This window comes from Streptomyces sp. NPDC039736 (genome assembly GCF_055596485.1).
Genome location: NZ_JBVIUQ010000005.1, coordinates 208,005 through 232,977, shown reverse-complemented (window position 1 = coordinate 232,977; position 24,973 = coordinate 208,005). Strand labels below are relative to the sequence as shown.

19 protein-coding genes and 1 tRNA gene are annotated in these 24,973 nt (G+C 70.2%); 9 read left to right on the top strand and 11 right to left on the bottom strand.

Features of this window, described 5'->3' with window-relative positions; all coding sequences use genetic code 11:
* Positions 1-51: 51 nt before the first annotated feature.
* Complete coding sequence (locus ACZ56L_RS17670) at positions 52-948, bottom strand: hypothetical protein (protein WP_471064882.1); 897 nt, start codon at positions 946-948, stop codon at positions 52-54.
* A 259-nt stretch (positions 949-1,207) separates the two neighbouring features.
* Between ACZ56L_RS17670 and ACZ56L_RS17665 the strand changes: the two genes are divergently transcribed.
* The gene (locus ACZ56L_RS17665) at positions 1,208-1,996 is read left to right on the top strand and encodes a S1 family peptidase (RefSeq protein ID WP_468684022.1); all 789 of its coding nucleotides are present in this window, start codon (positions 1,208-1,210) and stop codon (positions 1,994-1,996) included.
* Positions 1,997-2,196: 200 nt separating this feature from the next.
* Here the strand turns inward: ACZ56L_RS17665 and ACZ56L_RS17660 are convergent, their stop codons facing one another.
* Positions 2,197-3,954 (bottom strand): glycoside hydrolase family 35 protein, encoded by a 1,758-nt coding sequence (locus ACZ56L_RS17660; RefSeq protein WP_471064880.1) that lies wholly within the window; start codon positions 3,952-3,954, stop codon positions 2,197-2,199.
* A 180-nt stretch (positions 3,955-4,134) separates the two neighbouring features.
* Here ACZ56L_RS17660 and ACZ56L_RS17655 point away from each other — a divergent pair, with 180 nt between their 5' ends.
* From ACZ56L_RS17655 to ACZ56L_RS17635, 5 genes are all read left to right on the top strand, one after another.
* The gene (locus ACZ56L_RS17655) at positions 4,135-5,013 is read left to right on the top strand and encodes a helix-turn-helix domain-containing protein (RefSeq protein ID WP_345223996.1); all 879 of its coding nucleotides are present in this window, start codon (positions 4,135-4,137) and stop codon (positions 5,011-5,013) included.
* A 20-nt stretch (positions 5,014-5,033) separates the two neighbouring features.
* Positions 5,034-5,411 (top strand): chorismate mutase, encoded by a 378-nt coding sequence (locus tag ACZ56L_RS17650; RefSeq protein WP_345226559.1) that lies wholly within the window; start codon positions 5,034-5,036, stop codon positions 5,409-5,411.
* Between the two features lie 456 nt (positions 5,412-5,867).
* Complete coding sequence (gene pepN / locus ACZ56L_RS17645) at positions 5,868-8,531, top strand: aminopeptidase N (protein ID WP_471064878.1); 2,664 nt, start codon at positions 5,868-5,870, stop codon at positions 8,529-8,531.
* Positions 8,532-9,275: 744 nt separating this feature from the next.
* Positions 9,276-10,703 (top strand): pyridoxal phosphate-dependent decarboxylase family protein, encoded by a 1,428-nt coding sequence (locus tag ACZ56L_RS17640; RefSeq protein ID WP_471064876.1) that lies wholly within the window; start codon positions 9,276-9,278, stop codon positions 10,701-10,703.
* Positions 10,700-12,124 (top strand): lysine N(6)-hydroxylase/L-ornithine N(5)-oxygenase family protein, encoded by a 1,425-nt coding sequence (locus ACZ56L_RS17635; protein ID WP_471064874.1) that lies wholly within the window; start codon positions 10,700-10,702, stop codon positions 12,122-12,124. Before ACZ56L_RS17640 ends, ACZ56L_RS17635 begins: the two co-directional genes overlap by 4 nt.
* A 69-nt stretch (positions 12,125-12,193) precedes the next feature.
* Here the strand turns inward: ACZ56L_RS17635 and ACZ56L_RS17630 are convergent, their stop codons facing one another.
* Complete coding sequence (locus ACZ56L_RS17630; RefSeq protein ID WP_471064872.1) at positions 12,194-14,014, bottom strand: bifunctional metallophosphatase/5'-nucleotidase; 1,821 nt, start codon at positions 14,012-14,014, stop codon at positions 12,194-12,196.
* Between the two features lie 188 nt (positions 14,015-14,202).
* Between ACZ56L_RS17630 and ACZ56L_RS17625 the strand changes: the two genes are divergently transcribed.
* Positions 14,203-14,907 carry an SIMPL domain-containing protein gene (locus ACZ56L_RS17625; protein WP_471064869.1) on the top strand — a complete coding sequence of 235 codons (705 nt, stop codon included), beginning with the start codon at positions 14,203-14,205 and terminating at the stop codon, positions 14,905-14,907.
* Between the two features lie 135 nt (positions 14,908-15,042).
* Positions 15,043-16,476, top strand: a complete 1,434-nt coding sequence (gene pyk / locus ACZ56L_RS17620) for a pyruvate kinase (RefSeq protein WP_345224008.1) — start codon at positions 15,043-15,045, stop codon at positions 16,474-16,476.
* Between the two features lie 10 nt (positions 16,477-16,486).
* Here the strand turns inward: pyk and ACZ56L_RS17615 are convergent, their stop codons facing one another.
* On the bottom strand, positions 16,487-17,233 hold the full coding sequence (locus tag ACZ56L_RS17615) for a helix-turn-helix domain-containing protein (RefSeq protein ID WP_345226562.1): 747 nt from the start codon (positions 17,231-17,233) through the stop codon (positions 16,487-16,489).
* A gap of 109 nt (positions 17,234-17,342) precedes the next feature.
* A tRNA-Leu gene (locus tag ACZ56L_RS17610) sits at positions 17,343-17,417 on the bottom strand.
* Between the two features lie 98 nt (positions 17,418-17,515).
* On the opposite strand from ACZ56L_RS17610, the gene ACZ56L_RS17605 reads away from it, so the two are divergent.
* Positions 17,516-18,175 carry an ANTAR domain-containing response regulator gene (locus ACZ56L_RS17605; RefSeq protein WP_345224010.1) on the top strand — a complete coding sequence of 220 codons (660 nt, stop codon included), beginning with the start codon at positions 17,516-17,518 and terminating at the stop codon, positions 18,173-18,175.
* An 80-nt stretch (positions 18,176-18,255) separates the two neighbouring features.
* Here the strand turns inward: ACZ56L_RS17605 and ACZ56L_RS17600 are convergent, their stop codons facing one another.
* The 6 genes from ACZ56L_RS17600 to ACZ56L_RS17575 form a co-directional block, all read right to left on the bottom strand.
* Positions 18,256-18,972 carry an ABC transporter ATP-binding protein gene (locus tag ACZ56L_RS17600; protein WP_345224012.1) on the bottom strand — a complete coding sequence of 239 codons (717 nt, stop codon included), beginning with the start codon at positions 18,970-18,972 and terminating at the stop codon, positions 18,256-18,258.
* Positions 18,969-19,856, bottom strand: coding sequence for an ABC transporter ATP-binding protein (locus ACZ56L_RS17595; RefSeq protein WP_345224014.1), 888 nt, complete (start codon positions 19,854-19,856; stop codon positions 18,969-18,971). The genes ACZ56L_RS17600 and ACZ56L_RS17595 overlap by 4 nt, the downstream gene beginning before the upstream one ends.
* A 5-nt stretch (positions 19,857-19,861) precedes the next feature.
* Positions 19,862-21,664 carry a branched-chain amino acid ABC transporter permease gene (locus ACZ56L_RS17590; RefSeq protein ID WP_345226564.1) on the bottom strand — a complete coding sequence of 601 codons (1,803 nt, stop codon included), beginning with the start codon at positions 21,662-21,664 and terminating at the stop codon, positions 19,862-19,864.
* Between the two features lie 5 nt (positions 21,665-21,669).
* Complete coding sequence (locus ACZ56L_RS17585) at positions 21,670-22,599, bottom strand: branched-chain amino acid ABC transporter permease (RefSeq protein WP_345224016.1); 930 nt, start codon at positions 22,597-22,599, stop codon at positions 21,670-21,672.
* Between the two features lie 98 nt (positions 22,600-22,697).
* The gene (locus tag ACZ56L_RS17580) at positions 22,698-23,924 is read right to left on the bottom strand and encodes a branched-chain amino acid ABC transporter substrate-binding protein (protein ID WP_345226566.1); all 1,227 of its coding nucleotides are present in this window, start codon (positions 23,922-23,924) and stop codon (positions 22,698-22,700) included.
* Positions 23,925-24,438: 514 nt separating this feature from the next.
* A complete protein-coding gene (locus ACZ56L_RS17575) occupies positions 24,439-24,831 on the bottom strand; it encodes a hypothetical protein (RefSeq protein WP_345224019.1) in 393 nt (130 codons plus the stop codon).
* Between the last annotated feature and the right edge of the window lie 142 nt (positions 24,832-24,973).

Here is a 24,973-nt window from a genome sequence, read left to right as displayed (position 1 = left end):
GCCGAATGTTCCCGCAGGTCAGCAACTGTCCGGGGCGGAGTGGCGGGAGGGTCAGGTGTCGCAGGACAGCACCGTGCGGCACAGCCCGCAGCGCGCCTTGAGCACACCGCGCACCGGCACGCGCAGCCGCTGGTGGCAGGTCGGGCAGGGGAACGAGACGCGCAGGTCGTCCGGCCGGCCCTCGAAGGCGTACGGGGCGAGCGGGCCCGCAGTACCCGAGCCGCCGTTCTCCAGGGCGTGCCGGCGGTCCTTGCCGTACCGGTGCCGGGCCAGCCGGCCCGCCTCCGCGAGCGGCGGCCTGCGGGCGTCGCGCAGCGCCTGCGCCATGCCCTTCGTGTACGCCGTGTAGGCCTCCGCGCTGGTGAACCAGGGCGCCGGGTCCTCGCCGAGCAGCAGGGCGCGCTTGGCCAGGACGTAACCGAACTCCTCCGGCGTGAGGTAACCGAGCTTCTGGCTGGTGGCCCCGTCCTGCCGGAAGGCGTCCAGCAGCAGCCAGCCCGCGCCGAGGTACGTCGTCACCGTGTCGGTGAGGATCTCGTTCTCGGGCGTGCTCGGGAACGACAGGCCGAGACGGTGCAGGAGGACGTGCGTGATCTCGTGCGCGAGGGCGGCCCCGATGTCGCGGCGGTGGTCCAGGAAGCGCTCGTTCAGCTCGATGAAGTACTCCGGGCCCGCGGTGAGCTCGACCCCGGCGGCATGCTCCATCTGCCGGTAGCTGACGATCACGCGGGCGTCCGGAAGCCGCAGGTGGGCGACGAGGGCGCGGGCCACGGCCTGCGCGCCGAGATGCGGATCGTCCTGGACGGAGAAGGCCACGTCGGCCGGGAACACACTCGGCACGTACGCGTGCACCCCGTCCTCGCCGATCCGCCGGTACAGCGCGGTCAGCGCTCTGCGCACGGTGTCCAGATGCGGGAAGCCGTGCTCGACCTCGCTGCCGATGCTCATCTGCGCCCCCTGCCCACGGCCGCCGGACGCCCGGCGCGCGCTGGCCGAAATGGAACCCTTGTCGGTCCTCGGACCAACTCCACATAATCCAACAACGCGTTGACGGGCTCATGCCAGTGCTGCGTCGGTGTGTGCTCTGTCCTGACCGCTCTGTCCTGTCCGGTCCGCTCCGTGCTCCGCCGCACGCTCCGTCGGGTGTTTCCGTCGGGTGATCCGTACAGCGCGTTTTCCTCTCCACCCCCCACTGAAAGGCACTCCGTTGAAGAACGTACTCCGTGCCGTCAAGAGATCCGCTGTCATAGGCGCCGTCGCCCTCGCCGCGTTCAGCCTCCAGCCCGCGGGCGCCTCCGCGGGAACCACCGGCGCCTCCGGCACCCAGCCCGTCGTAGGAGGAACGCGCGCCGCCCAGGGCGAGTTCCCGTTCATGGTCCGCCTCTCCATGGGCTGCGGCGGCGCGCTCTACGCCAAGGACATCGTCCTCACCGCCGCCCACTGCGTCGACGGCTCCGGCAACAACACCAGCATCACCGCCACCGCGGGCGTCGTGGACCTCCAGAGCTCCAGCGCCATCAAGGTCAAGTCCACCAAGGTCCTCCAGGCCCCCGGCTACAACGGCAACGGCAAGGACTGGGCCCTCATCAAGCTGGCCAAGCCGATCGACCAGCCCACGCTGAAGATCGCCACCAACACGTCGTACAACTCCGGGACGTTCACCGTCGCCGGCTGGGGCGCCGCCCGCGAAGGCGGAGCGCAGCAGCGCTACCTGCTCAAGGCGCAGGTGCCGTTCGTCTCCGACGCTTCGTGCAAGGCGTCGTACCCCTCCCTCATCGCCGGCGAGGAGATCTGCGCCGGATACAGCCAGGGCGGCACCGACACCTGCCAGGGCGACTCCGGCGGGCCCATGTTCCGCCGGGACAACGCCGGGGCGTGGGTCCAGGTCGGCATCGTGAGCTGGGGCAACGGCTGCGCCCGGCCGAACTACCCGGGCGTCTACACGGAGGTCTCGACCTTCGCGTCGGCGATCGCCAGCGCGGCGTCCACGCTGTAACGCCCGTTCCGGGCGGGGCGGACGCGCACCCTTGACCGGGTGGCCGTACGCCCCGCCCCGCGCCCCTGTGCGGCAGGCAGTTCAGGGGCGCGGGGAACTGCGCGGGCAACTGCGCGAACAACCACGACGCACCCGCACGGACGCGTCTTCCGTCGCCCCGCGGGTCGCGGGGGAGGGGCGCGGCATCCGTCCGGCGCGGACTACTCGACCCGTACCGCACCGCGCTCCAGCGGCCCGCCCTCCACCTCCAGCACCCACACCTCGTTCTCCCCCTCCCGCAGCACCGCGCCCGGTACGAAGAGGGACTCCTGCGGTCCGGCGGCGGGCCAGTAGCGGCCCACGCAGAAACCGTTCACCCAGGCGAAGCCCCGCCCCCACCCGGCCAGCTCCAGCGCCGCGTCCCCGGCCCCCGCGACGGTGAACCCGCCGACGTACAGCCCCGGCGGGAGGCCGTCCGGCAGGGCCCGCGAACCCGTCTTCCGCACCAGGCCCGCGTCCTCGAAGGACTCCAGGCGCAGGCCCCGGGACCGTACGCCGTGCAGGTACTGGCGCTCGTGCACCACCCCGCCCGTCAGGCCCTTCGGCTCCCCGACCCGGGGACCGTAGTTGACCCGGCCCAGCGACTCCACCCACAGGTCCACCGTCGCGGGACCCGCCACCGGCTCCGCCAGCCACGCGTCCTCCGAGGTGAGCGTCCCGGCCCGCACCCCGTCGACGTACACCTGCGCCCGGTCCCGCAGACCCCGCACACCGAGCGGGTACGGCCGGCGCGGACCGGGAACCCGCACCCGGTAGCGGACCAGGCCCCGGCCCACCCCCAGCTCCTCGAAGGTCGCCGGAACACCGCGCTCCGACTCCTCGCCGCCCAGCGCCTCCAGCACGTCCTCCAGCGGCGCCCAGCCCGTGAAGTCCGCCGCGGCCGGACCGGCCAGCCGCGCCGGCGGGGCGGGCACCTCGGGCAGCGGCCCCTCCGCGTACTCCGCCAGCACCTCCCGGAAGCGCCAGAACTTCTCCGTCGGCCGGCCGTACTCGTCGACCGGCGCGCCGTAGTCGTACGAGGTGACCGTCGGCTGGAGCTCGCCCCCGTGCAGGTCACCGGCCCGGTTCGCACCCGCCCAGCCCGCGAAGTTCGTGCCGCCGTGCGCCATGTACAGGTTCACCGAGGCCCCGCACTCCAGGATCTCGCGCAGCGCCTGCGCCGCGTCGCCCGCGTCCCGCACGATCCCCGAGGCGCCCCAGTGCTCGAACCACCCGCACCAGAACTCCATGCACATCAGCGGGCCGGAGCCCTGGTGACGGCGCAGCGTCTCGAAGGCCGCCCGCGCCCCCGAGCCGAAGTTCGCCGTCGCCAGGACCCCCGGCACCGAACCGCCCGTCAGCATGTGGTCCTCCGGGCCGTCGGAGGTGAAGAGGGGGACCGTCACGCCGACTTCGCGCAGGAATCCGGCCAAGCGGGCGAGGTAGACGGAATCGGAACCATAACTTCCGTACTCGTTCTCCACCTGCACCATCAGGACCGGGCCGCCCCGGGTGATCTGCCGCTGCACGACCTGGGGGAGGAGCCGGCGGAACCACCGTTCCACCTGCCCCAGATACGCCCCGTCGCGGGTGCGCACGCGCGAGCCCAGCGGACCGGTCAGCCAGTGCGGCAGCCCGCCGTTCTCCCATTCCGCGCAGATGTACGGCCCCGGACGCACGATCGCCCACAGCCCGGCCTCCGCCGCCGCGTCCAGGAACCGGCCCAGCGCCTCCACGTCGTGGAACCGGCCCGGGTCGGGCTCGTACAGGTTCCAGGGGACGTACGTCTCGACGCAGTTGAGGCCCATCGCCCGCAGCATCCCCAGCCGGTGGGCCCACGCCGACTCGTGCACCCGGAAGTAGTGCAGCGCCCCCGACAGCAGCCGCACCGGCCGCCCGTCCAGCAGAAAGTCCTGGTCACCCACCGTGAAGTCAGCCACGGGTCCCGCCCATCTGAAGTCGTCGGGACACGGCCCGGAAATCGTCGACAAGGCACACACCCTGCCCCCTGGCGGGCGGGGCGGTCCATGGACAAAGATCAACGGAAGTTGGACGGTTGGTCGGTTGGTCGGACCGAAGACGCACGCTCGGCGAGAACGCGGCGAGGACGAGGACGGCGGATGTACCACACCTGGATGCGCTACTTCACCCCCAGCCCCACCCACCACAGACTCGGCCTGGTTTGCCTGGGCGTCGGCCTCCAGCACGGCGCCCTGCCCACCGTCGGCCCCCGCACCCTCGACCACCACGTCGCCATCGTCATCAGCGCGGGCAGCGGATGGTTCCGGGGCGCGGACGGCCGGCGCACCGCCGTCACCGCGCCCGCGCTGCTGTGGGTGACGCCCGGAGTGCCCCACCACTACGGGCCCGACCCGGACACGGGCTGGGACGAGAGCTTCGTCGACTTCACCGGGCCCGCCACCGCGACGTACACCGAACTCGGGTACATCGAGCCCGACCGGCCCGTCGTCCCGCTCGCCGACACCGCCGGGGCGCGGGCCGCCGTCGGCCGCATCGCACGGGCCGCCCGCCGGGGCAACCCGCTCCTGGAGGTCGAGACCGGCGCCGCCGTCCACGAACTGCTGGTCGCGCTGCGCAAGGCGCGGGCGGACCTCGGCGCCGACGGGGACCCCGTGCTGGCCGCCCTCGCCCGCGACGCCTTCCAGCCGCTGTCGGTCGCCGAACACGCCGCCCGGCACGGCATGACCCCGGCGGAGCTGCGCAACGCGGTACGGCGCGGAGCCGGGTGCAGCCCCAAGGACTACCTCCTGGGCATCCGGCTCGGCCGCGCCAAGGAACTCCTCGCCGCCACCGACCTCCCCGTCGCCGCCGTCGCCCGCCGGGTCGGGTACGACGACCCCGCCTACTTCTCGCGGCTCTTCACCCGGCGGGTCGGCACCGCTCCCGTGCGCTTCCGCGAGCAGCAGGGGCGCAGCGTGCCCGGGGGATGGAGTCACCAGATCCCGGATCCCGAACACCCTCCGACGATCCCCACGTGATCGACGTAAGCTCGCTGCCCATGAGCACCAGCACCCCCGCCGCCCCGGACCCCGCCGAGCCCACGGAGCCTCTCGCGCCCTCGGAGGCCGCCGGCCCCGTCGACCCGGCCGTACGCGCCGAACTCCACCGGCTCCGCGACAGCATCGACAACATCGACGCGGCCGTCGTCCACATGCTCGCGGAACGCTTCAAGTGCACGATGCAGGTGGGGCACCTCAAGGCGGAACACCACCTTCCGCCGGCCGACCCGGCCCGCGAATCCCGCCAGATCGCGCGTCTGCGGGGCCTCGCGGAGTCCGCCAAACTGGACCCGGCCTTCGCCGAGAAGCTGCTCAACTTCATCATCGCGGAGGTCATCCGCCACCACGAACAAATCGCGGACACCCCTGCGGAGTGATCCTTCGCCCGGTCCTGTGCGGGTGCGTCGTGGCCGGCCGCGCAGTTCCCCGCGCCCCTGATGCCATGCCCTCCGGGCAGCCATCCCTCACCTCCCCTCGCGACGAGGCACCCCCAGCCCTCTTGGGCGACGCAGCCCTCTCCGCTCCCGCCCCCTTGGGTGGCGGGGCCGCCCCCAGGGCGGGGGCGAGGGGGTGCCCCCTGCTTGAGCGAAGCCGAGAGATTGGGGGAGGGCGGGCAGGGGGTGGCCCCTTCCGCTCCCGGCCCGCCCGGGTGCCGTCCCTTGCCTCAGGCACCGGCTGCGCGCCCCCGGCAAAAGTCATGCCCGCCCGGGCCCGCCCGGGTGCCGTCCCTTGCCCAAGTGCCCGCACCGGCCGCGCGACCCCCGCCAGGAGCCAGGCCCCCCGGGGTCCGCCCCGGCCCCCCGCGGCACCCCCCCATCGGCGACCATGTCCCCATGCCCGTACTGACGCGCGACGAAGCGCAGACCCGTGCCCAGCTCATCGAAGCCCGCCGCTACACGGTCCACCTCGACCTCACCCAGGGCGACGCCACCTTCGACTCCCGCACCGTCATCCACTTCACCGCCCGCACCGCCGGCGACACCTTCCTCGAGCTGAAGCCCGCCACCCTGCGCTCCCTCACCCTCGACGGGCACCCCCTCGACCCCGCCGCCCTCGCCGACAACCGGTTCCCCCTCACCGGCCTCACCCCCGGCGAGCACGAGCTGCGTATCGACGCCGCCATGCACTACTCCCGCACCGGTGAAGGCATGCACCGCTTCACCGACCCCGCCGACGGCGAGACGTACGTCTACACCCAGCTCTTCCTCGACGACGTCCAGCGCGTCTTCCCCGCCTTCGACCAGCCCGACCTCAAGTCCGTCTTCGAGGTCTCCGTCACCGCCCCCGACGGCTGGACCGTCGCCGCCAACACCCGCGAGACCGGCCACACCGAAGACGGCCGCCGCTCCTTCGCCCCCACCCCCCTCATCTCCACCTACCTCGTCGCCGTCATCGCCGGCCCCTGGCACACCGTCCGCACCCACCACGCGGGCCTGCCCTTCGCCCTGCACTGCCGCCGCTCCCTCGCCCCCCACCTCGACGCCGACGCCGACGAGATCCTCGACGTCACCAGGGCCTGTTTCGACCGCTACCACGAGAAGTTCGACGAGCCCTACCCCTTCGACTCCTACGACCAGGCCTTCGTCCCCGAATTCAACGCGGGCGCCATGGAGAACCCCGGACTCGTCACCTTCCGCGACACCTACGTCTTCCAGTCCGCCGTCACCGACACCCAGCGCCAGGCCCGCGCCACGACCATCGCGCACGAGATGGCCCACATGTGGTTCGGCGACCTCGTCACCCTGCGGTGGTGGGACGACATCTGGCTCAACGAGTCCTTCGCCGAATACATGGCCTACCAGGTCCTCTCCGAGGCCACCCGTCACCAGGACACCTGGACCGCCTTCGCCGTCGCCCGCAAGACCTGGGGCTACGACGCCGACCAGAGCCCCTCCACCCACCCCGTCGCCCCGGACCCCGAAGCCGTCCCCGACACGGCCGCCGCCCTCCTCAACTTCGACGGCATCTCCTACGCCAAGGGCGCCTCCGCCCTGCGCCAACTGGTCTTCTGGATGGGCGAGAAGGACTTCCTGGTCGGCATCAACACGCACTTCGCACGCCACAAGTTCGCCAACGCCACCCTCGCCGACCTCCTCGACAACCTCGCCACCGCCACTGACCGCGACGTCCACGCCTGGGCCGCGGCCTGGCTGCGCACCACGGGCGTCGACACCCTCACCCCGGCCGTCACCGACACCGACACCGGCTGGACCCTCGACGTCACCCGCACCGGCTCCCGCCCGCACCGCATCACCGTCGGCGCGTACGACCAGGACCTCCTCGAAGCGGACACCCTCGTCCTGCGCGAACGCTTCGACCTGGACGTCCCCGCCTCCGGTACGGACGCGGACCCGGTCACGGCGTCGGCCACCGGCACGGACGTGGACCCGGTCACGGCGTCGGCCACCGGCGCGGACGCCGAACGGCCCTCCGGTACGGCCTCGGACGCCGACGCGGACCTCCCGTCCGACGGCGGCCCCGCCGCCCCCGCCCCCGCCGCGGACCCCGTCCTCACCCGCCCCGGCCGCCGCCCCGCCCTGCTCCTCCTCAACGACGGCGACCAAACCTACGCCAAGGTCCGCCTCGACCCCGCCTCCTGGAAGACCGCCCTGCGCTCCCTCGCGGGCATCCCCGACGCGCTGACCCGCGCCGTCATCTGGAACGCCGCCCGCGACATGGTCCGCGACGGCCAACTCCCGCCCGTCGCCTACCTGGACGCGGCCCGCGCCCACCTCCCGCACGAGCGCGACCTCTCCGTCGTACAGGGAGTCCTCGCCTTCGCCTCCCAGCAGATCGCCGACCACTACCTCGGCCCCGACGACCGCCCGGCCGCGCTGGCCACCCTCACCGCGCTCTGCCGCGACCTCATGCGCCGCACCGAGGACGGCCAGGACCCGGGGCTGCGCCTGGTGGCCGTACGCCACTTCATCGCCGCCGCGACCCAGCCCGACGGCATCCAGGACTGGTACGACAACGACAGCGTCCCGGGCGGTCCCCTCCTCGACCCCGAACTCCGCTGGAGCATCCTGCACCGGCTGGCGGTGCTCGGCGCGACCGACGAAGCGGCCGTCGACCGCGAACTCGCCCGCGACCCCAGCGCCACCGGCGAACAGGGCGCCGCCCGCTGCCGCGCCGCGCTGCCCACACCCGAGGCCAAGGCGGCGGCCTGGGACCGCCTCTTCACCCGCGACGACCTCTCCAACTACCTGTTCACCGCCACCGCACAGGGATTCTGGCAACCCGAACAGAACGAACTCCTCGCGGACTACGTACCCCGCTACTACCCGGCGGCCGCAGCCCTCGCCGCACGCCGAGGCCCGGCGATGGCCGAGGCGGCGGGCCGGCACGCCTTCCCGGCGTACGCCGCAACGCCGGAAGCGCTCGCACTCGGCGAGCAACACCTGCGCGAAACGGACCTCACCCCGGCGCTGCGCCGCAAACTCATCGACCAACTCGACGCGCTCTCCCGCGCCTTGCACATCCGCTCCACCCCCTGACCTCCAGGGCCCGCCCTCCACCCGGCGGGCCCTCACCCGTGCGGCTTGCGGTGGGTCGCCCGCACAGTTCCCCACGCCCCTGCCGGACCGCCCCTGCAAGGGGCGCGGGGAACTGCACGCCCAGCCCCCCGCACGGAACCCCCGACATTCCCGCAGGGCCACGGGAAGGGGCGGGCAGGGGAAATCCCCGCCCCTCGGCTCACGCCTCTCCGCCCAGCGGCCCTGCGCCGCCGAAAGGGGCGCGGGGAACTGCGCACCCAGCCACCTGCCCCCCCCCGCACGGAGCCCTCCACAGCCCCGCAGGGTTACGGGAAGGGGCGGGCAGGGGAAATCCCCGACCCCCGGCTCACACCTCCCCGCCCAGCGACCCCGCACCGCAAGCCCTCACTCGAACGCCCCAGCACAGTCCGGGAGACGTTCCACCCCGAAGGCTTCCCGCCGCGGAGATACTCCGTCCCGGAGCCCCCGCCCAACGGCACTGCACCCCATCGGCACTCCGCCCCAAAGGCTCCCCGCCTCGGAGACACCCCACCCCGGGGACCCCCCGCCCCGACGCTCCCCGCCGGGACGCACCCACACCCGCCCCCCCCGGGCCCGGGGCCCCTATACCAGCCCCGGGCCCCCAACCCCCCCTCCCCACACCCCCGTACCACTTTCGAGTTGCGCTCGTTGTCCACTCCGGACACCCGCCCCCATCCCCGTACACCCTGGTGTGCCCGCACCACACCACCCCGAAGGACCCGCATGAGCGTGCCGCCACCAGCAGCCCCCGCCCCGCTCGCCGGCGGCCCCGCCGGTCCCGCCGCCCTGCGGCCGCTCCTCGACACCGTCCTCACCGCCCTCACCACCGGCGCCCGGGACCGCCCCGGCCCCCTCCCCGCCGGCGGCCCCGCGCACACCGCCGCGCAACTCCACCGGGCCGCCCACCCCCTCCTCCCCGCCACCGGCAGCGGACCCCACGAAGCCCTCCGCGCCCTCGTGCACGCCCTCGCCGCCGGCGCCGCCGACCCCGCCCACCCCCACTGCACCGCCCACCTGCACTGCCCACCCCTCGCCGTGGCCGCCGCGGCCGACCTCGCCGCCTCCGCCCTCAACCCCTCCATGGACTCCTGGGACCAGGCCCCCGCCGCCTCCGCCCTGGAAGACGCCCTCACCCGCACCCTCGCGGCCGAGATCTTCCCCGACGCCGCCCACCCCGACGCCCTCATCACCACCGGCGGCACCGAGTCCAACCAACTCGCCCTCCTCCTCGCCCGCGAGAAGCACGCCCACCAAGGCCCCCTCCAGCTCGTCGTCGGCGCCAACGCCCACCACTCGCTCACCCGCGCCGCCTGGCTCCTCGGCCTCCCCGAACCCGTCGTCGTACCCGCCCCCTCCGGCACCCTCGACCCCGCCGCCCTCGACCAGGCCCTCACCCATCTCCATCGCCCCACCCTCGTCGCCGCCACCGCCGGCACCACCGACACCGGGCAGATCGACCCCCTCCCCGACATCGCCGACCTCTGCCGGCACCACCGCGCCGGCCTCCACGTCGACGCCGCCTACGGCGGACCCCTCCTCTTCAGCCCCACCCACCGCCACCTCCTCACCGGCCTCGACCGCGCCGACACCCTCACCCTCGACCTGCACAAACTCGGCTGGCAGCCCGTCGCCGCCGGAATCCTCGCCGTCCCCGACACCACCGCCCTCGCCCCCCTCGCCCACCAGGCCGACTACCTCAACGCCGACGACGACACCGACGCAGGCCTCCCCGACCTCCTCGGCCGCTCCCTGCGCACCACCCGCCGCCCCGACGCCCTGAAGATCGCCGTCACCCTCAAGGCCCTCGGCCGCGACGGCCTCGCCGACCTCGTCGACCGGACCCTCGCCGCCGCCCGCCACCTCGCCGACCTCATCGAGAAACACCCCGGCCTGGAGCTCCACGACCGCCCCACCCTCACCACGGTCCTCTTCCGTCCCACCCGCGCCACCGACGACGACATCGCCCACCTCCGCCGCCGTCTCCTCCAGCAGGGCCGCGCCGTCCTCGGCCGCACCCGCGCCGCAGGCCGCCTCTGGCTCAAAGCCACCCTCCTCAACCCCCACACCACCCCGGACGACCTCGAAAACCTCCTGGACCACGTCCTCAGCCACCACACCCCCGCCCATCCCGAAAGGCACACCCACCGATGACCGCCGACCAGCCCCCGCAGGCACCCCAGCCCCCGCAGCCCGACCAGCCCCACGACCTCGTCGGCATCGGCATCGGCCCCTTCAACCTCTCCCTCGCCGCCCTCGCCGACGGCATCCACGGAGGCCTCAGAACCGCCTTCTACGAACAGCGCCCCGCCTTCCACTGGCACCCCGGCCTCCTCATCGAAGGCGCCACCCTCCAGGTCCCCTTCCTCGCCGACCTCGTCACCCTCGCCGACCCCGCCAGCCCCTGGACCTTCCTCAACCACCTCCGCGACCGCGAACGCCTCTTCCCCTTCTACTTCGCCGAGCGCTTCCACATCCAGCGCACCGAGTACGACGCCTACTGCCGCTGGGTCAGCGAACGCCTCACCGGCCTCCACTTCAGCCACCAGGTCGACGCCGTCCGCTGGAACCCCGAACGCACCGCCTTCGAAGTCGACTACACCCAGCTCGACACCGACGGCGAAGCCGAAGCCCTCGGCCGCACCTACACCCGCAACCTCGCCCTCGGCGTCGGCACCGCCCCCCACATCCCCGAACCCCTCAAACCCCTCGCCGAAGCACCCGGCGTCCCCGTCCACCACTCCGCCGACTACCTCCTGCACCGCGACCACCTCCGCACAGCCGGACACGTCACCGTCATCGGCAGCGGACAGTCCGGCGCCGAGGTCTTCCTCGACCTGCTGCGCGCCCGCCCCGCCGGCCGCGAGAAACTCACCTGGCTCGCCCGCACCGAAGCCATCGCCCCCATGGAATATTCCAAGCTCGGGCTCGAACACTTCACCCCCGACTACACCCGCTACTTCCACGCCCTCCCCGAAGGCGTCCGCGACGAACTCCTTCCCCGTCAATGGCAGTTGCACAAAGGCATCGACGCCGACACCATCGCCGCCATCCACGACGAGCTCTACCGCCGCACCCTCGACGGCAGTTGGCCCGACGTCACCATCACCCCCGGCGTCCACGTCCGCACGGCCGGCCGCGTCGCCACCACCAAGGTCGAACTCCACCTCGAACACGACCAGCAGGGCGCCCGCTCCCGCCTCACCACCGACGCCGTCGTCCTCGCCACCGGCTACCGCGAACGCCCCGTCGACCGCATCCTCGCCGCCCTCGACCCGTACATGAAACGCGACAAGAACCAACGCGCCCGCGTCGACGAACACCAGCGGCTCGTCCTCGATCCCGTCGTCTCCGGCAACGTCTACGTCCAGAACGCCGAACGCCACACCCACGGCGTCGGAGCCCCCGACCTCGGCCTCGCCGCCTGGCGCAGCGCCGTCATCCTCAACCACCTCACCGGCACCGACGCCTACCCCCTCCCCGCCCGCACCGCCTTCACCTCCTTCGGTCTCCACACCCCTGCCCGGCCGATGCTCCCGCACCAGCGCGAGGGCCTCGTCCAACTGAAGGTCTAGTACACAACGCGAGCACGACGAAGGGCCGCGCCCTGTCCACAGGCGCGGCCCTTCCTCATACAGTCCGAACTAGAACACCGGCACACCGTCCCGCGTCAGCCGCCAGTCCACCGACGCGAAGGACGCCGGATCCACCGTTCCCTTCGCCTTCACCCACGTGATGATCGTGTTCCGGATCTCCTCCGAGTTCACCCACAACTGCTTCGCCGACGCGATGTGCGGAAACGCGCCACCGCCACTCGCCCGGTAGTTGTTCACCGCGAACACGAACTGCGCCTTCGCGTCCAACGGCTTCCCCTCGAACGCCAGATTCACGATCCGCGAACCCTTCGGCTTCGCGATGTCGATCTCGTACGTCAGACCCGACACCACGTCGTAGTTGTAGTCCGGGGTCCCCTCGGCGTTCGTCAGCTTCGCCGTGTCCACCGGACCGCCCGCCGGCGTCTGCGCGTAGTACTTCGCCGAGTACTCCAGGTACTCCTTGATCTGCGCCCCGGTCAGCAACCGCGCCTCGAGCGTGTTCTCGAACGGATACAGACCCGCCGCGTCCCTGATCGTCATCCGACCAGCCGGAACCTTCGCCGTCCGCGAGAAGCACGACGCCTGCGACAGCACCGGCAGCGCCGCGTACTCCCCGCCCGCCAGCGCCGCCTTCACCGTCTCCACCTGCACCAGGTTGATCAGATCGATCAGCGGCTCGTCCTTCCAGGCCGCCTCCGCCGTCGTCATCGCCACCGTCGACGTGCCGATGACCTGGTTCACGTACGCGACGACCTTCTTGTGCTCGTCGCCCAGCATCCCGTTGATACGAGGGTCCTCGGCGACCGTGTTCGAGTTCAGCACGCTCGCCCGGACCTTCTCCACCGTCCAGCGGCCCCGGCCCCACACCAGCTCGAAATCGAACAGGGTCAGCCGCTGGCCCCACTTCAACGGCTCCGACAGGACCACCTTCTTCCCCGTCTTCTTGTTCTCGACGAAGTACTCCGGGATCTCCGTATGCGCGTGGCCCACCAGAATCGCGTCGATGCCGGGCACCTGCTCCGCCACCAGACCCGCCGCGTTCTCCACGTACGGCAACTGGTCACCGTACGACGAGGTCCCCGACGAACCCGAGTGCGCGGAGACGATCACCACGTCCGCACCCATCGACCGCAGCTTCGGCACCCACTTCGCCGCCTGCTCCTCAAGGCCCGGGAACACCATCTTCCCCTGCACGTTCTGCTTGTCCCAGATCGCGATACCGGGATTCGTCAGGCCGAGAACGGCCACCTTCACATCACGCCCGTGCGGCGTGCGCAGACGGTGCATGCTGTACGGACGGAACGCCGGCCGCAGCGTCTTCGCGTCCAGCGCGTTCGCCCCCAGCAGCGGGAAATCGCACTGCTCCTCGAACTTCCGCAGCACCGGAATCCCGTAATTGAACTCGTGGTTGCCGAGCGCGGCCGCGTCATAACCGATCTTGTTCATCGCCTGCGCCATCGGGTGCACCGGACCGCGCCTCGCCGTGATCGGATCGACCTTGGCGTAGTAGTACGAGAGCTGCGTGCCCTGAATCGTGTCGCCCGCGTCGATCAGCAGCGTGTTGCGACGCCCCTTCTCCGCGCGCACCGCGTTCACCAGCGTCGAGATCTTCGCCAGGCCCACGTCGTTGTGCGCCTTGTCGTCGAACTCCTGGTCCGTGAAGTAGTCCCAGTTGAAGACGTTCCCGTGCAGGTCCGTCGTCCCCATCACGGTGAAGGAGTACCGCTTCGCAGGGCGCCCGGAACCATGACCGCCCGGCCCGTGACCGTGCCCGGCGGCCTCCGCGGACCCCGCGACCCCGCCCGCCAGCGCGGCACCGGCGCCCGTCGCAGCGGCCCGCCCCAGAAACTTCCGCCGATTCAGCGGCATTTGAACTCCTTCGTCCACACCCGGATCCACGCGTTGCCCATGCACAACGCGCGTAGATTCTGACCCACCCCCGCTCCCCACGACACCCCTCACAGGTTTCGATCCGGTGACTGCCCGATGTCAGACCCGGATGCCACAGTGGACGTACGCCATCAACCAGAGCGCGTACGCCGACCCAGGGAGCCCGCATGACCACCGACACCCCCACCCCCGCCGCCCCCTACGGCACCCCCGACGCACCCCGCGTCGCCGTGCGCGGCGAAGCCCGCCTCGAAGTCGACCCCGACCTCGCCCGCATCTCCGTCACCGTCAGCGCCCGGGGCACCGACCGCCGCACCGCCCTCGACGACCTCACCCGCCGCAACGCAGCCGTCCTCGATCTGATCAAGACGTACGGCGAAGCCGTCGAGAAACTCGAAACCGGCTCCTTCTCCATCAACCCCGAACTCACCCGCAAGGGCCGCACCGAGAACATCCGCGCCTACCACGGCCGCGTCCACCTCACCGCCGAGCTCGCCGACTTCACCGCCCTCGGCGAACTCACCACCCGCCTCTCCGACCTCGAACTCACCCGCGTCGACGGCCCCTGGTGGAAACTCCGCCCCACCTCACCCGCCTACGCCCAGGCCCGCACCCAGGCCGTCCACGAGGCCGTCGCCCGCGCCCGCGCCTACGCCGAAGCCCTCGGCACCCGCCTCGTCGCCCTCCTCGAACTCGCCGACGACGGCAGCGAGAACTCCTCCATGGACATGACCATCGGCTACGGAGGCGGCCCCATGATGCGCGGAGCCGCCGCCCCCGAATCCGCCCCCGCCCTCGACCTCGAACCCCAGCGCCAGACCGTCCACGCACACGTCAACGCACGCTTCACCATGGCACCCCCGCAACTGTGAAAGCCGCACCGGAATTGCTCATCAGAGCACCCCCGCGCACAATTCAACACTTGTCAATAACCCTTCATGCAAAGGTTGTTGAGTAGTCATGCGACGCCAATTACCTACCCGCCGGTAAGCCCTAGGCTCGGACGTATGCGCCGAGCAAAGATCGTCTGTACCCTGGGCCCCGCCACCGACACATACGACCAGATCAAGGCCCTGGTCGAAGCCGGGATGGACATCGCCCGCTTCAACCTCAGCCACGGCACCTACGCCGAACACGAAGAGCGCTACCAGCACGTACGCAAGGCCTCCGACGAAACCGGCCGCAGCGTCGGCATCCTGGCCGACCTTCAAGGCCCGAAGATCCGTCTCGGACGCTTCCGTGAAGGCCCCGTACTCCTTGAACGCGGTGACGACTTCACCATCACCGTCGAACCCATGGAAGGCGACCGTCACACCTGCGGCACCACCTACGACGGCCTCAACACCGACGTCACCACCGGCGAACGCATCCTCGTCGACGACGGCAAAGTCACCCTCGAGGTCACCTCGGTCGACGGACCCCGCGTCCACACCAAGGTCATCGAAGGCGGCATGGTCTCCGACCACAAGGGCCTCAACCTCCCCGGAGTCGCCGTCTCCGTCCCCGCCCTCTCCGAGAAGGACATCGAAGACCTCCGCTGGGCACTCGACATCGGGGCGGACATCATCGCCCTCTCCTTCGTCCGCAGCGGACGCGACATCGAAGACGTCCACCGCGTCATGCGCGAAGAGGGCCGCAAGGTCCCCGTCATCGCCAAGGTCGAAAAGCCCCAGGCCGTCGAGAACATCGACGACATCGTCGCCGCCTTCGACGGCATCATGGTCGCCCGCGGCGACCTCGGCGTCGAGATGCCCCTCGAACAGGTCCCCATCGTCCAGAAGCGCGCCATCAAACTGGCCAAGCGCAACGCCAAGCCGGTGATCGTCGCCACCCAGATGCTCGACTCCATGATCGAGAACTCCCGCCCCACCCGCGCGGAGGCCTCCGACGTCGCCAACGCGGTCATCGACGGCACGGACGCGGTGATGCTCTCCGGCGAGACCAGCGTCGGCAAGTACCCCATCGAAACCGTCCGCACCATGTCCCGCATCGTGGAGGCGGCCGAGGAAGACATCCTCGCCAAGGGCCTCCCGCCGTTGACGGAGCGCAACAAACCCCGCACCCAGGGCGGCGCGGTCGCCCGCGCGGCGGCGGAGATGGGCGACTTCCTCGGCGCGAAGTTCCTGGTCGCCTTCACCCAGTCCGGCGACACGGTCAAACGCCTCTCCCGCTACCGCTCCCCGATCCCCCTCCTGGCCTTCACCCCGGAACCCTCCACCCGCTCCCAGCTCAACCTCACCTGGGGCGTGGAGACCTTCCTCGGCCCGAAGGTCGACTCGACGGACGAGATGGTCGCCCAGGTGGACGAACAGCTCCTGCGCATCGGCCGCTGCCAGAAGGGCGACGTGGTGGTCATCACCGCCGGCTCCCCGCCGGGCGTGGCGGGCTCCACGAACCTGGTCCGCATCCACCACATCGGCGAGGACGACAGCCCGAAGTAGGGCGCACCGGCTAGTACTTGGGCCCGACGTGGGCGTCCATCAACGCGACGGACGCCCGTCGGGCCACGGAGATGTTCCACGCGCTGGACGGCTTCCACGCCACGCCCACGGAATCCAGCGCATCGGTGAACATGTGCCTGATGTCTTCGGACTTGTTGGTGAAGAAGTACCGAGGGTACTCGTAGCGCTTGCGTACGCCGCCAATGAGCCGTGTGGTCCAGTTGGTGATCCGGCAGCCGTCTGAGTGGACGAGCCCCCGGATGAACTCCCAGGGGAATTCGTCCACGATGCGCTGCTGCCAGGGTCGCAGGCCGATCTGCCGAAGGTGCTTCTTGCCGGGCGCGTGCTGAGGAAAGAGGTCCGGCCAACTCCGGCTGTAGCTGGTCACGCTGACGCAACCCTGCCGCTGGAGGAGGCACACCTTGCTCTGGGGGAGTACCTCGGTGATTGCTGTACGGCACTCCTCGATGAGGCCGGGCCACGCGTCGGCGCAGGCGATCCGGAGCTGATGTCCGCCGTGCGGGTGCTCGCTGAGGCATCCGTCGCCCAGGTAGAGGCCCAGGAGGTAGGAGTACGCGGCCGGGTCCGCCGGTGTGTCGCGGATCGGTGCGCCGGCGCTGCGGGGCAGCGGTTCGATGCGGGTCTGCCAGGAGCGGATGGCGTACCGGGATATGCCGGTTTCCTTGCTCACGGAGTTGAGGCTGCGGCCCTGAGCGACGAGGGAAAGTGCTCGCTTGCGTGTTGCCATGCCGTACACGGGAGCGATCTTGCGAACGATTCGGTCATGGCGCACGAGAAAGGCGGCACCCTCACACGATCGTGTGGAGTGTCGCCAAAATCACGTGACCTTCGAATCCAAGGAAAAGTGCCCCGAGTCGGATTCGAACCGACACTGTATGGGTTTTGAATCCATTGCCTGCTGCCAGTTGGGCTACCGGGGCCTAACGAATCGAAGGTTTCCCGCGACCCGCTGCATGACCACCATACCGCAGCTGGGTACGCTCTTGGCAGCAGTATCTGCCCCGTAACGAGGAGCCCCGTGACCACCCCCGAGTCGCCCCAGCCGCCCGTCGCCGACGACGACAAGTCGCACGTTCCGCCGCTGACGACCCGCGTCGTCATCGCCGAGGACGAAGCCCTCATCCGGCTCGACCTCAAGGAGATGCTGGAGGAAGAGGGCTACTCGGTCGTCGGCGAGGCCGGAGACGGTGCGACCGCCGTGGAGCTGGCCCGGGAGCACAAGCCGGACCTCGTGATCCTGGACGTGAAGATGCCGGTCCTCGACGGCATCTCCGCCGCCGAGAAGATCGCCGCCGAGTCGATCGCCCCGGTGCTGATGCTCACCGCGTTCTCGCAGCGCGACCTGGTCGAGCGGGCGCGGGACGCCGGGGCCATGGCGTACCTGGTGAAGCCGTTCAGCAAGAGCGACGTGGTGCCGGCGATCGAGATGGCCGTGTCCCGGTTCGCGGAGCTGAAGACGCTGGAGAACGAGGTCGCCGACCTCACCCAGCGGCTGGAGACCCGCAAGCTGGTGGACAGGGCGAAGTCGATCCTGCAGACGCAGTACGGGCTGACGGAGCCGGCCGCTTTCCGGTGGATCCAGAAGACGTCGATGGACCGCCGGCTGTCCATGCAGCAGGTCGCGGAGGCGGTCATCGAGGACGCCGAGGAGAAGAAGCAGGCGGCCAAGGAGCAGTAGGCCGCAGCGGTACGTGAAGAGGCCCGCCCGCACTGTCACAGTGCGGGCGGGCCTCTTCGTGCACGAGGCACGAGGAACGGTCAGTCCTCGCCGAGGTACGCCTTGCGGACGCTCTCGTCGTGGAGGAGGTCCTGGCCGGTCCCGGAGAGGACGATTTTGCCGATCTCCATGACGTGGCCCTGGTCGGCGAGGGAGAGCGCGGCCTGCGCGTTCTGCTCGACGAGCAGGATCGTCGTGCCCGAGGCGCGGAGCTCGACGATGGTCGCCATGATCTTCTGCATCATGATCGGGGAGAGGCCCATGGAGGGCTCGTCGAGCATGAGCAGCTTGGGCTGGGACATGAGGGCGCGGCCCATGGCGAGCATCTGCTGTTCGCCGCCGGACAACGTTCCCGCGGCCTGCTTGCGGCGTTCCCCGAGGATGGGGAAGAGGTCGTAGGCGCGCTGGATGTCCTTCTGGATGCCGTCCTTGTCACTCCGCAGAAACGCTCCGAGCTGGAGGTTCTCGGTGATCGTCAGCCGGGGGAAGATGTGCCGGCCTTCGGGGGAGTGGGCGAGGCCCAGGGCGACGATCTTGTGGGCGGGGACGCCGTCGAGGGGCTTGCCGTCGAAGGTGATGCGGCCCCCGGTGGGCTTGAGGAGCCCGGAGAGGGTGCGCAGGGTGGTCGTCTTGCCGGCGCCGTTGGTGCCGATGAGGGTGACGACCTGGCCTTCTTCGACGCTGAAGGAGATGCCTTTGACGGCTTCGATCTTGCCGTAGGCGACGCGGAGGTCCTCCACCTCCAGGAGGGCGGTCACGGGGTGTCTCCTTCGGTGCGGTCCGTGCGGGTGGTGCTGTCGGCCTCGGCGTGTGCTTCGGCTGCCGCGACTTCGGCGGCTTCTTCGGCGCCGGGGGCGCCTTCGAAGGGGGTGCCGAGGTAGGCGGCGACGACGCGTTCGTCGCTCTGGACGACTTGGGGGGTGCCTTCGACGAGTTTCTCGCCCTGGACGAGGCAGGCGACGCGGTCGCAGAGGTTGAAGATGAACCGCATGTCGTGCTCGATGACGAGGACGGCGATGCCTTGGTCGCGGATGGCGAAGATGAGCTCTTCGGCGGCGCGGGTCTCCTGGGGGTTCATGCCGGCGGTGGGCTCGTCCAGGAGGAGGAGTCCGGGGTCGCTGGCGAGGGCCCGGGCGATTTCGAGCTTGCGCTGTTCGCCGTAGGGGAGGTTGCGGGAGAGGTGGTCGGCTTTGTGGGCGAGGCCGATGAACTCCAGGAGTTCCATGGCGCGGGCGTGGGAGGCGGCTTCGGCCTTCTTGAAGCCGGGGCCGCGCAGGAGGGCGGAGAAGAGGCCCTCCTTGGTGCGGGTGTGGCGGCCGACGAGGACGTTCTCCAGGACGGTCATGTTGGCGAAGAGCCGGATGTTCTGGAAGGTGCGGGCGATGCCTGCCTGGGTGACGAGGTGGGGCTTGGGCGGCAGAACGGTGCCTTTGTAGCTGACCTTGCCTTCGGTGGGGACGTACAGGCCGGTGAGGCAGTTGAAGAAGGTGGTCTTGCCGGCGCCGTTGGGACCGATGAGGCCGACGATTTCGCCGGTGTTGACGTGGAGGTCGACGTTGCGTACGGCGGTGAGGCCGCCGAAGCGCATGGTGACGCCGCTCGCGTCGAGGACGGTTGTGGTGGTGGCTGTGGGAGTTGCCATGGTGTTCACGCCCCCGCCTTCGCGACGCCGGTGCCTGCGCCCGTCAACGCGTCGTCGGATGCGGCCTGTTGGTCCGTTTCGTGGAATTCGAGTTTCTTGCGTCGGTCGGCGACGAGGCCTTCCGGCTTGAAGCGCATCAGCAGGATGAGGGCGAGTCCGAAGAGGACGAGCTGGTAGTCCTGCATGAAGGCGAGTTTGGCCGGGATGAGGTAGAGGAGTGCGGCGCCGATGAGCGGACCCGCGATGGTGCCCATGCCGCCGAGGATGACGGCGGCGAGCAGGAACGCGGAGTTCGGGGCGACGGACCCGGCGAACTGGTATTGCTCGGGTGTGACGCTGTAGCCGAGGTGTGCCTGTACGGAGCCGGCGAATCCGGCGAGGGCGGCGCCGAGTGCGAAGGCCATCAGTTTGAGGCGGAAGCCGTTGATGCCCATGGCGGTGGCGGCGGTCTCGTCTTCGCGGATGGCGACCCAGGCGCGTCCGATGCGGGATTCGGCGGAGCGCCGGAAGACGAGGACGACGATGACGGTGAACAGCAGCATCAGCAGGAAGTAGTTGGCCGACCTGGTGAGGGTGAAGCCGAGTACGTCGTGCTGGATGCCGAGGTCGAACCCGAAGATGTTGAGGTCGGGGACGTTGGTGACACCGTTGGAGCCGTTGGTGATGTCGGGTCCGGTCTTGCCGTTGAGGTTGAGGACGGTGATGCGGAAGATCTCGCCGAAGCCGAGGGTGACGATGGCGAGGTAGTCGCCGCGCAGCCGCAGGGTGGGTGCGCCGATGATCACGCCGAAGAGGAGTGAGGCGGCTGCGCCGGCCAGAGCGGCTGCCCAGAAGGGGAACTTGACGTCGAAGGCGGAGCTGGCGGTGCCGGAGACGAGGGCCGCGGTGTAGGCGCCGACGCCGAGGAAGGCGACGTATCCGAGGTCGAGGAGTCCGGCGAGGCCGACGACGACGTTGAGGCCGAGGGCGACGGTGGCGAAGATGAGGACCTGGGCGCCGATGAGGGCGTACTGGTCGTTGGTCTGGGTGAAGGGGAAGCAGATCGCGGCGGCCAGGGCGGCGAGCATGGCGACCTTGCGGTGCTTGCCGGCGAGCTGGCTGGTGCGGCGGGGGAGACCTGCTTTGCCGAATGCGGCGAAGGTGAAGCCGACGGTGATGAGGAACCCGATGAAGAGTTCGGGGTACTCGATGTCGATGCCGTAGGCGAAGACGAAGAGGCCTGCGGCGAAGACGCCGGTGATGACGAGGATTTCGGCCCAGCCGGGCAGTGGCTCGGGGGTGTTGGGGGCGGGGGCCTTGAGGCTTTGGCGGAAGCGTTCCCAGCCGTTGGCTGCGGGTGTTTCGCCGTGTGCGTCTTCGGGGAGCGCGAAGGCTCCGACGGTGGCGGCGAGTGCGCCGACGCCGGAGATCCAGGCTCCGGGGTCGAGGTTGATGAGGCCGCCGAGGACGACGGAGATGGCGGCCATGGCGAAGAGGGTGGTGCCGAGGGTGCCGAGGGCGAGCAGCCGTACGGGGCTGTGGGTGCCGCCGGGGGTGAGCCAGCGCAGGCCCTTGATTCCGTACCCGGAGAGGGTGAACAGGAGGGTGAGGAGGGCGCCGGTGAGGGTGAGGGTCTGGAGGCCGCCGGGGTAGCCGGTGACGGTGAGGTTGCCGGGGAAGTCCTGGCTCCAGGTCCAGGCGAGGAAGGTGCCGACGAGGGTGACGGCGGATCCGGCGAGGGTGAGGATGCGGGCGGTGCCGAGTGGCAGGGGGATGAGGGGGGCGCCGGGGGCGGCGTCGGGGGTTTTGGTGAGGTTGGTGGTGGTCATGGTGCTCACGCCCGATCCGCGACGCGCTCGCCGAGCAGGCCCTGGGGCCTGACGAGGAGGACGATGATGAGGAGGCTGAAGGCCCAGACGTCCTTCCAGCTGCCTCCGCCGAAGAGCTCCAGGCCGGGGATGTCGCCGACGTAGCCGGTGGCGAGGGCTTCGGCGACGCCGAGGACGAGGCCGCCGAGCATGGCGCCGTAGATGTTGCCGATGCCGCCGAGGACCGCTGCGGTGAAGGCCTTGAGGCCGAGCAGGAAGCCCATGCGGAAGCTGACCTGGCCGTTGTGGAGGCCGTATCCGACGGCTGCGACGGCGGCGAAGGCGGCGCCGATCGCGAAGGCGGTGACGATGATGCGGTCGGTGTTGACGCCCATGAGTTTGGCGGTGTCGGGGTCCTGCGCGGTGGCCTGCATGCCGCGGCCGGTGCGGGTCTTGTTGACGAAGAACCCGAGGATGACCATGGAGAGGGGGGCCGCGATGAGCAGGAAGAGGCCGCCGGGCTGGATGTTGGCGCCGAAGAGACTGATGGCTTCGCCCTTGAGCTGGGGGAAGACGTGGTCCTTCTTGGCGTCGGGGTACCACTGCCAGACGAGTTGTTGCAGGACGATGGAGAGCCCGATCGCGGTGATCAGGGGCGCCAGCCGTGGTGCGCCTCGCAGGGGGCGGTAGGCGAAGCGTTCTGCGGCGGTCGCCACGGCGACTGATACGACCATGCCGCCGAGGATCATGAGCGGGATGGCGGCGCCGAGGGAGAACCCGGCGGGCAGTATGAGGTAGACGGTCAGCGCGCCGAAGCCGCCGACCATGAATATCTCGCCGTGGGCGAAGTTGATGAGCTGGACAATGCCGTAGACCATCGTGTAGCCGATCGCGATGAGACCGTACATCGCGCCGAGGATGAGTCCATTGGCCAGCTGTTGCGGCAGTTCGTGCACCGCAGGGCCTCCGTCAGTGGTTCGGAATATGGCACCGCGCGGGAGCGCTGGTGGCGCGCCCGCGCGGTCTGGGGTGTGGGGTGGTGCGGGGTGTCGGGTTACGACGTGGGCTTGTAGGCCTCGCTGTGCTTGTCCGCCCACTTGCCGCCCACGACCTCGTAGGCGGTCATCATGGTGTTGGTGGTGTCACCGAACTCGTCGAAGGCGACGGGGCCGGTGACGCCGTCGAACTTGACCTTGGACATGGAGTCGAGGACCTTGGGCCGCAGGTCGTCGGGGACCTTGCCGTTGTTGGCGGCGACGGCGATCTTGACGGCCTCGATGATGGACCAGGTGGCGTCGTAGGTGCCGCCGCCGTAGGCCTCGTAGTCCTCCTTGTAGCCCGCGGCCTTGTAGTCCGCGATGAACTTCTTGGCGGAGTCGAGCTTCTCGACGGGCTTGCCGACGGAGGTGGCGAGGTCGCCTTCGGCCTTCTTGTTGAGCTTGAGGAAGTCGGCGCTGTAGATGCCGTCGCCGCCCATGAGCGGGATCTTGGTGCCGCTGTCCTTGAGCTGCTGGCTGAGGGGGCCGGCCGCGGGGTACTCGCCGCCGTAGTAGAGGGCCTGGGCGCCGGACCTCTTGACCTTGGTGACGATGGAGTTGAAGTCGCGCTCTTCGGGGACGACGGTGTCGGTGCCGACGATCTTGCCGCCGAGCTTGGTGAACTGCTCCTTGAAGGAGGCGGCGAGACCGGCGCCGTAGGTCTTCTGGTCGTCGATCAGGTAGACCGAGTCGATCTTCTTGTTCTCCTTCAGGAACTTCGCCGCGAAGGCGCCCTGCACCTGGTCGGTGGTGGCGGTGCGGAAGTAGGCCGCGAAGGGGCGCTTCTTGTCGCCGGTCTTCCAGCCGTCGCCCTGGGTCAGTTCGGTGCCGGTGTTGGCCGGGGAGACCTGGGTGAGCTTGGCGTCGGTGAAGGGCTTCTGCATCACCTGGGAGATGCTGGAGTTCAGCGGGCCGACGACGCCGACGAGGCTTTTCTCGCTGATGAACTTGGCGGCGTTCTGCTGGCCGACGTTGGGCTGGCCCTGGTCGTCGAGGGGCTGGGCCACGAACTCGACGCCGGGAACGGTGTTGTTCTTGTTCGCGATCTTGATCGCCAGGTCGGCGGAGTTGCGGATGCCGAGGCCCAGCGCGGAGAGGTCGCCGCTGAAGGGGGCGTCGACACCGATGATGACCTTGGTCTTGGCGCCGCCGCCGGTGCTGCCGGTGGTCCCCTTGTCGTCGCGGGATCCGCAGGCGGTGAGGGTGAGTGCTCCGGTGGTGAGCACGGTGGTGAGTATGAGCAAAGAACGGTGTCGCACGAAGGGGTCCTTTCCCTGGCGCGGCTTCCTCGACGTGAGGCGCCGTGTCGATCGCCGGGCCGTACGTGGGCGTTGCTGAGTGCGGTGCTGCGGCGACGCGCCCGGCGGCGCGGTGACTGGCCGTGACTCTAGGCGCAGGGAGAGGCACCGGGGAGCGACGTGCGCAGGATGTGACGCTCTTGTTATGCCATGGCCAGAAGTCGGGGTCACAGGCCGGGCTTTTCCCCTCTTTCCGGCGGGGGCTGAAATCTCGAATACCGAGAACTCCCAGCATGATTAAGGGGCTTGGGGTGTTCACGGTACTGACCGTCCGCTATGCGGACGACTTGTGGAGAAAGCGTTCTGCGGTGCGTGTCGAAGGGTGCTGGATGCACTCATTCCGCTTCCCGCCAGTGTTACGTTGCGTAACTTTTTTGCGGCATCCGGACGGGGAATCCCGGAATCCGGTGACTGTGCGGCGGGACGGGCCGCTCCCCTGAGGTCCGTGAGGCGTACGGGATCAGTGCCAGGGGGGCTCGGTGGGCCTGCCGTTGCGGTAGTGGGCGGCGCAGTCGCTCGTGGTGCGCGCGGTGATGAGTTTCTCGGCCGCCGCGTCGCCGGCGCGGGCGCGTTCCTTGCGTGCGGCGTCCATCACGGAGATGACGATGTTGTTCTGGGCGTTGGACATGCCCTCCTTCATGTAGTCGCCGGTGCCGCGCCCGGCGAGCCGTTCACGGACCCAGTAGGAGGTCAGGTCCGCGCAGATCTCGGCGAGCGGCTTGGTGGTCAGGGGAGGGAAGGAGGGGGTCCCGGCGGCGGGTGCCGGGTGCGTTCGCTCCGTGCCGCTGTCGCATCCGGTCAGCAGGACGGCGGCGATGGCGGCCGCGATGGCGGCGGTGCGCGTCTTGTCCATCTCTCCACCGTAGAAGGCGTGTTGGGGTTGGCAAGGTGGTCCGGCGCGGTTGTGGACCAGGGGGCTCGGGGGCATCATGTGCCCCACTTGTCAGTCGCGCGTTCGATTTCGAGGGCGTCGCCCTCGGGGACGTCGACGAAGG

What these genes read in the sequence shown, in the direction of transcription:
- ACZ56L_RS17670 (WP_471064882.1), bottom strand. Translation starts at nt 948, where the DNA reads ATGAGCATCGGCAGCGAGGTCGAGCACGGCTTCCCGCATCTGGACACC.
- ACZ56L_RS17655 (WP_345223996.1), top strand. Translation starts at nt 4,135, where the DNA reads ATGTACCACACCTGGATGCGCTACTTCACCCCCAGCCCCACCCACCAC.
- ACZ56L_RS17650 (WP_345226559.1), top strand. Translation starts at nt 5,034, where the DNA reads ATGAGCACCAGCACCCCCGCCGCCCCGGACCCCGCCGAGCCCACGGAG.
- pepN (WP_471064878.1), top strand. Translation starts at nt 5,868, where the DNA reads ATGCCCGTACTGACGCGCGACGAAGCGCAGACCCGTGCCCAGCTCATC.
- ACZ56L_RS17640 (WP_471064876.1), top strand. Translation starts at nt 9,276, where the DNA reads ATGAGCGTGCCGCCACCAGCAGCCCCCGCCCCGCTCGCCGGCGGCCCC.
- ACZ56L_RS17635 (WP_471064874.1), top strand. Translation starts at nt 10,700, where the DNA reads ATGACCGCCGACCAGCCCCCGCAGGCACCCCAGCCCCCGCAGCCCGAC.
- ACZ56L_RS17630 (WP_471064872.1), bottom strand. Translation starts at nt 14,014, where the DNA reads ATGCCGCTGAATCGGCGGAAGTTTCTGGGGCGGGCCGCTGCGACGGGC.
- ACZ56L_RS17625 (WP_471064869.1), top strand. Translation starts at nt 14,203, where the DNA reads ATGACCACCGACACCCCCACCCCCGCCGCCCCCTACGGCACCCCCGAC.
- pyk (WP_345224008.1), top strand. Translation starts at nt 15,043, where the DNA reads ATGCGCCGAGCAAAGATCGTCTGTACCCTGGGCCCCGCCACCGACACA.
- ACZ56L_RS17595 (WP_345224014.1), bottom strand. Translation starts at nt 19,856, where the DNA reads ATGGCAACTCCCACAGCCACCACCACAACCGTCCTCGACGCGAGCGGC.
- ACZ56L_RS17590 (WP_345226564.1), bottom strand. Translation starts at nt 21,664, where the DNA reads ATGACCACCACCAACCTCACCAAAACCCCCGACGCCGCCCCCGGCGCC.
- ACZ56L_RS17575 (WP_345224019.1), bottom strand. Translation starts at nt 24,831, where the DNA reads ATGGACAAGACGCGCACCGCCGCCATCGCGGCCGCCATCGCCGCCGTC.